3 protein-coding genes are annotated in these 6,688 nt (G+C 70.4%); all 3 read right to left on the bottom strand.

The window, feature by feature from the left end:
• Positions 1-48: 48 nt before the first annotated feature.
• A complete protein-coding gene (locus LzC2_RS19215; protein ID WP_171189651.1) occupies positions 49-1,839 on the bottom strand; it encodes a hypothetical protein in 1,791 nt (596 codons plus the stop codon).
• Between the two features lie 109 nt (positions 1,840-1,948).
• Positions 1,949-4,510 (bottom strand): right-handed parallel beta-helix repeat-containing protein, encoded by a 2,562-nt coding sequence (locus tag LzC2_RS22925; protein WP_171189650.1) that lies wholly within the window; start codon positions 4,508-4,510, stop codon positions 1,949-1,951.
• Between the two features lie 292 nt (positions 4,511-4,802).
• Positions 4,803-6,688, bottom strand: a 1,886-nt coding sequence (locus tag LzC2_RS19205) for a protein kinase domain-containing protein (RefSeq protein WP_171189649.1), incomplete at its 5' end; no start/stop codon positions are given.

Here is a 6,688-nt window from a genome sequence, read left to right as displayed (position 1 = left end):
CCTCACCCCCGACCCCTCTCCCCCAAAAGGGGGCGAGGGGAGGAAACGTCACAACGGCGTGACGGGCGTATAACGCAGCCGCCGGGCGAGTTCCTGCATCAGGGAGACGCCGCGGTAGGTCGCTTCCCACTCCGGCCGGCCGACCACGCCGCCGTCCAGCAGCGGTTCGAGGCCTAATTGTTTGAGGTCGCGATCGCTGACGCGGCGGCGGAGTTCGTCGAAGCCGGTCAGGTCCAGCTCCGCGGCGATCGCGTCGCCGTCGAGGAACACCAACCGGTGCTGACGGGCGACGTGGCCGATCGGGTCGACGTAGCCCTCGGCGGTCGGGTCGCTGTCGTCGAACTCGTTCACGGCCATCCGCAGCGCCCGCAGGTAGGCGGCGCGGTCGGCTTCGATCAGGCGGTTCATCTCCTCCCGTTTGGGGTGCAGCTGGCGGATGAGATCCTCGGCGTCGCCGAACACGCCGTTGCCCTCCCGCATGGTGTCCGCGAGGTCGATCATGCCGGTTTTATGACAGGCGAAGCAGGAGACGCCGTTGACGATCGCCGGCGTGCCGGAGGTCTTGAGGGCGTCGCCGACGACCGCGATCGGCCCGGCGTGCAACTGATCGCCGGCGCCGTCGGAGAGGAAATAGCCGTGCAGGCCGTTGGGGAGGCTGAAGATCGCCTCGCCGCCGTCGTGCTCGAAGGAGAGCCGATCGAACTTCGGGAAGGCGCCGTCCGGTCCCAGCGGGAACCGGGTGAGCTTCCCGCGACCGTTATCGGGGCCGAAGTCGTAGCTCTTCCAATAGGTGCCGTAGGGGGCGGCGTGGCGTTCGACGAGGCGGTTCTGGGCGCTGACGCCGCTGCGGGAGAACCCGGCCCGGGCGATCGACTGCGGCCGCGGGTCCATGAAGCCCTTCTTCACGTCCACGCGGATGAGCTTTTCCAGTCCCGCTTCGGTCGTCGGCAGATCGAGCAGCGCGTTATACAGCGGCGGACGGGCCGCGGCGGCGACGAACCAGTCGGCCCGCACCATCGGCAGCGTGGTGTGCGACAGCTCTTCGAGATCCTCGCCCAGCCGGCCGAGCGCCTCGCCTTCGTCCCCGCCGAGGTTCCCGTAACTCAGGCCGTACGGGTACGCCTTGAGCACCGCCTGCCAGTCGGCGGAGTCCCAGCCGTAGTCCCGCAGGTCGATGGAATAGAGCACGCCGTCCGGCAGGCCGTCGCCGCTGACTTCTTTGGGCGGCACGATCGTTGGTTCCCACGACAGGCTGTTGAGCGCCTTGGAGAGCGCCGCCCGATAGGCGGGCAGGTCGCCGGCGAGCACGTTCGGGGTGTTGTGCAGCGTGTGCAGGGTGAAGTACCGCCGGGTCGGGCGATCGTCGCGGTCGGCGTCCCGCAGATCGTCGCGGATCGCCGTGAGGACCGAGGAGAGCATCACGTGCTGGCGGTCGGCCTCGGTGGGAAAGTCCGGGGCGCCGGCGTCCAGCCAGGCTTTGAGCGCCATGCGATCCGCCTCCGGCACGGGGGAGCGGGAGCGAATCGCGGTGGGCGGCATATATTCGTCCTCGATCGCGGCGAGGACGAAGCTGTCCGCGGGGGCGTCGGCGTCGACGATGCCGTGCTCCCGCAGGGAGGCGACGCTTTGCATATCGAAGTTCCCCCCCTCGGAACCTTCCCCGCTATGACAGCGGGCGCAATGCGTTTTGAGGACCGTGCGAGCCGCCGCGGCGACGTCGGTCTGGTCGACGGCCGCCGGCTCCGCGGCAACCAACACGGGCGATGAAGCCAGACCCGCGACGATCGCGGCGGCGAACAGAGGTTTGTGGAACACGGCGAACGGCGGGGTGCGGGACACGGGGGAGATCAGATTCGGCGGTCGATCGCGGCGGACGACGTCAGGCGATACGCCGCCGACGGCGGGCTGCTTCTGGAATTCTGGGAAACATTCTGAACGCGACGTGCGGTCATTCCTTGTTGCCGGTGCGGGTGACGGGGCCGGCGGAGGCTTCGATGAACCAGGCGCCGCGGCGATTGTTGCGCAGATCGACGTTGGAGACGGTCGCGCGGGCGCGGTCGTCGACCCCCACGCCCTGCCAGGCGTTGCCGGTCGACGCCCCGCCGCGGATCACGGCGTCCGTCCCGCGGCCGGAGATCTGGATCCCGGCCTGACCGCTGCCGGTCAGGGTGCAATCCTCGAACACGCCGGACCCGCCTTCGTTCACCAGCAGCCCGTTCCCTTTGGCGTTCTCGCACCGGCACCGGCGGAGCGTCGGCTTCGCCCCGGCGCGGCCGATGTGCAGACCGTGGGTCTTCGCGTCGGTAAAAACGCCGTCTTCGTACGTGCCGCGGGCGCTGACGACGAACAATCCGATGTCGCTGCCTTTCACCCGGCACCGCTTGACCGTCGGGTCGGCGCCCTCGATCACGCCGATGCCGGCGGTGCCGTTGTCGATAAAGGTGCAGTCGTCGTACGTCCCGGCCGCGGCGTCGCGGACCAGCAGGCCACCCCTGGTGCAGTTCTCCGCCCGGAACTCGCGAAACGTCGGCTCCGTGCCGGCATCGAGGATGTACGCGCCCGAGTTCTTGGCACGGACGGCCACGCAGCGTTCAAACGTCCCGCCGGCGGCTTTGTGAATAAAGAAGCCGTCCTGTCCCGCATCCTCCGCCAGGCAGCCGCGGAACGTCGGCGCCGTGCCCGGCCCGCGCACCGCGATGCCGTCGACCGCGTTGCCCGCGGACGTGCAGTTCTCGAACGTGCCGCCGGCCTGATCGAACACGACGAAGCCGTCCGCCGCCCCGTTCTCCGCCCGGCACCCCCGCAATATGGGGTTCGTACCGGCGTCCTTCACCGCGACGCCGTCGTCGGCGTGCCCCGCGAATACGCAATTGTCGTAGGCGCCGGCGGCCTTTTCGAGGATATAGAGGCCGTAGGACGCTCCGTTCTCCGCCCGGCAGTTCCGCAGCGTGGGGGCCGTGCCGTCGCCGGCGACGTAGATGCTGGCGATCGAACTGGACGTCGCCACGCAGTCTTCGACCAGCGGCGTCCCGGCGCTGATCCACAGGCCGGTCATCTTCGCCTCCGGCGCCGCGGTGCAGCGCAGCGTCAGTCCCTTCACCGTCGCGACGGGCGCCTTGAGGTGCAGGGCGTCGGTTTCGCTCGCTTCGATGACGACCTGTTCCCGCGGGCCGACGCCCTCCAGCGTGACGGCGCGGTCGATCGTCAGCCCGTTCTCGCGGTACAGGCCGGGCCTCACGGTCACGCGGGCGCCCTCTGCGGCGGCTTCGAGGGCGGCTTGAATCGTGCGGTGGTCGCCGGACCCGTCCGCGGCGACGACCAGCGGGCCGGGAGCCATCGCCCCGCCGAGTTCGACCGTCGCGATCGAGGCGAAGAACCGCCCGCCGCGGTCGGCAAAACGCTCCGCCTCCCGCCGCAGGTCCGCCGGCGCCGTCCTGTCGTTCAGGACGTCGGCCAGCCGGGCGTGCAGCTCCCTCGTGTAGCCCTGCTGGCCGATGCGGCGGGCGAGCTTTTCAATCAGAATCGCGACGTCGGTCGCCGGCACGGCCAGCGGCAGGGCGCGGGTGGCCTCGGGACCGTGATAGGTCGGCGATTGCCGGATGTGGTCTGCCTCGGGCAGGTCGCGGTTGTAGTCGGCGATTAGCGACGAGACTCGGGCCGTGGTGGCCGTTTGGACCTCCGCCAGCCGCACGAATCCGTCGCCGTCCGCGTCGCTGGCCCCGCCGCGGAGGCTGTCCAGCAGGGCCGCGGTGAACACGCCCTGCTGCAGGCTCGGCAGCTCAAGACTGAACTGGCCGACCTCGCAGCTCGCCAGCTTTGCTTGGCCGGTCGGTTTGGCGAGGGCGGCGGCGAACGTATTGCTCATCGCCGTCGCCGCCTGCCGACCGCCGAGGCCCCGGGTCGCGCTGACGCGATCCTGGCAAGCGTCGATCAAAAGCAGCCGGTGCCCGGCTTTGGAGCGCCGCACGGTTCCTTCCAAGGTTTCCAGCGGCACGGCGGTGCGGTCCAGAAAGGCGAACCGGCCGTCCTGGGGCATCAGGTAGGCCCGTTCGCCCTCGGAGAAGCCGTGACTGCTGCACCCGATGATCAGCAGGTCGCTTTCCGTTCGCCCCCTGCGGCTGACGGCGTCGAGGGCGTCGAGGATCGCCACGGCTTTCGCCGTCGTCACCGTCGCCCCGGCGGCCTTGAGGGCGGCGAGGTGGGCCTTCGCCGTCTCACCCTCCGGTTCGCCGGAGAGGGCGAGGGTGCAGTTCGCCGCGGGAATGAGCCGTAGTTCCAAGGCGAACAGGTGCGCCAGTTCGACGGCGTCGTTGACCGCGAATCGCAGGTTCCCGACCTTGCCGCTGGGGTCGCTGAACTCGTTCACCCCGACGAACAACCCGGCTCCGCCGGTCGGGGCGGCGTCGGCGATCGGACTCGGCGGGGCGACGACGATCTGTTGCGCCGAGGCCGACGACGACGCGAGCAACGCGGCGCCCAGCGCGACGGCAAACAGGGTGTGGGAAGGCACGGGGGCGAAGGGGGCTTGTGGACTTCGTCAATGACAGTGCGGGGCCCGCCCGCCCGCAACCCTTCAAGCGGCGTCGATGCCAGATCCGGGACGAGCACGGCGGATCGGGAAGCCCTACGGCGCCGATCGCCGCCCGCTTCTCGAGTTCTCGGCGTCTGTCCTTGTTCGTCCGGCAGGCCGACGCGCGAGCCGAGGCCGGGTGAGCCTGCCGCGCTGGAGAACTTCGGCTTGCGCCTCGGGCTGCCAGCCAATTATGCAATTCTCGATCGCGCCTCGGACTGCCGCGAGCGGTTTACTCGGCGCCGGGGGCGGGGCCGGCGGCGGTGTCCAGGACGACGTGGGTGCCCAGCAATCGATCGTGCAGGGCGCGGGCTTCCGATTTGAACAGCCCGGTGAACAACCCGAAGGCGGCGTCGATCGTCCACAGCGTCAGCACGAACAGAGTCAGCGACTGTTCGAGCCACAACTGACCGGTGAGATGCTCGGCCAGCAGAGCCAAGACCAACCCCCAGATGGGGAACGTCTGAGCCAGCCCGCGGACCAGCAGCGTGCGACCGGCCGGCGGGAGGCCGTACCGGTCCGCCACGCGGATCTGAAACAGCCGCTTGCCCGGGGTTCGTTTCGTTCGGGCCTGCCGCCAAGCCAGCAGCAGGGCGGGCACGCACGCGGCCGCCTTCGCGAACAGCGCCAGCGGGAGCATCGCCCGCAGCCCCGCGACCGAGCGGTCCACCTCCACCACGCCGGGGAGATAGATCACGGCGAACAGCGCCGTGCCGGCCGCCGTCGCCAGACCGAGGTCCGTCAGCGCCGCCATCGAGCGAATCAGCAGGCCCGCGGGGGTGTTGGACTGCGGGGCGAGTCGGCGGATCTCGCGGGCGGCTTCGGCGGCGTCCGCGGGGCGGTCCTCGGGGTTCTTCGCCAACAACCGGGCCAGCACGTCCCGCCAGCCGGGCGGCAGATCCGCGGGCCAGGGTTCGGGGAACTCCGGGGCGTTGTTCAGGTGGGCGTGCAGCCGCTGCTTGAGGCTCTGCCGCGGGGTGGTGTAGGGGAGCCGGCCGAAGGTCATCTCGAACAGCGTGACGCCCAGCGCATACAGGTCGCTGCGAGCCGTGGGCGATCCGCCGCGAACGATCTCCGGGGCGAGGTAGTTCGGCGTGCCTTCCAGACCCCCGATGCGGGCGAGATTCGTCCGGCGGGCGAGGCCGAAGTCGCTCAGTTTGACGGTCCCGATCCACCCCGGCCGGTCGCCGCGGGCGCCGGCTAGCAGCACGTTGGAGGGCTTCACGTCGCCGTGCACGATGTCGTACTTCGCCGCGCAATCCAGCGCCCCGGCGATCTGCCCGCCGATCCGCGTGACCGCCCCGTAGGGCAACCGCCCCGCTTTCAGCTTGTCCGCCAGCGTGGGCCCGTCGACCAACTCCATCGCCAGGAACGGCTTGTCCGGGTCCGGGCTGACGAAATAGACGTGCGCGACGTTGGGATGGTTCACCCGAGCCTGCGCCCGAGCTTCCTGCAACAGTCGATCCAGCGCGACCGACCCGCTGCCCGTCCCGTTGCCGGACCGGTTACCGGACCGGTTGCCCGATGGGGGAAGCGCCGTCGCGGCGTGCGGGTCCGGGTCAGTTTGGTTCAGGAAGTCGTCGCTTCGGACGTCCTCGACCCGCACCCCTTTTCGCGCCGAACCCCGCACGTGGAGGCCGCTCGCCGCGACGAGATCCGAGCCGGGGGCGGCGGCGTGTCCGTGGCGATCGGGGCGAATCACCTTCACGGCGACGTACCGCTCCAGCGACAGGTCCAGCGCGCGATAGACGGCCCCCATGCCGCCGTGCCCGATCGGCGCCTCGATGCGAAAGTGCTCCAGTTCCGTCCCGGGCGGGAGGTCGCCGGGTTCGAAGATGGCGGTACGCGACTCCCGGGAGGCGCCGCCCAACGGCAGGGTGTCCGCCGTCGACGAATCGGACGGGGAGGTCTCCGAGCCTGAACGGTCGTCGGGGGCGCCGCTGGGATCGGGGAGCAGCCCGTCGAAGCCGCCCACGTCAGGGGGCGCGTCGAGTCCGTCGAACAACGCGGCGACGTCCGGCAGCGAAGCCGTCGCGTCGTGATCGTCCGTCGTCTCCCCTGCGCCGCCGGGAACGGAGTCGCGGGGGGGACGACGGACGATCACGACGCGACGGCTTC

The organism is Alienimonas chondri (assembly GCF_013036045.1).
Taxonomy (GTDB): domain Bacteria; phylum Planctomycetota; class Planctomycetia; order Planctomycetales; family Planctomycetaceae; genus Alienimonas; species Alienimonas chondri.
Note: the sequence above shows the minus strand (reverse complement) of the source record. Positions and strands in the feature narration are given on the sequence as shown.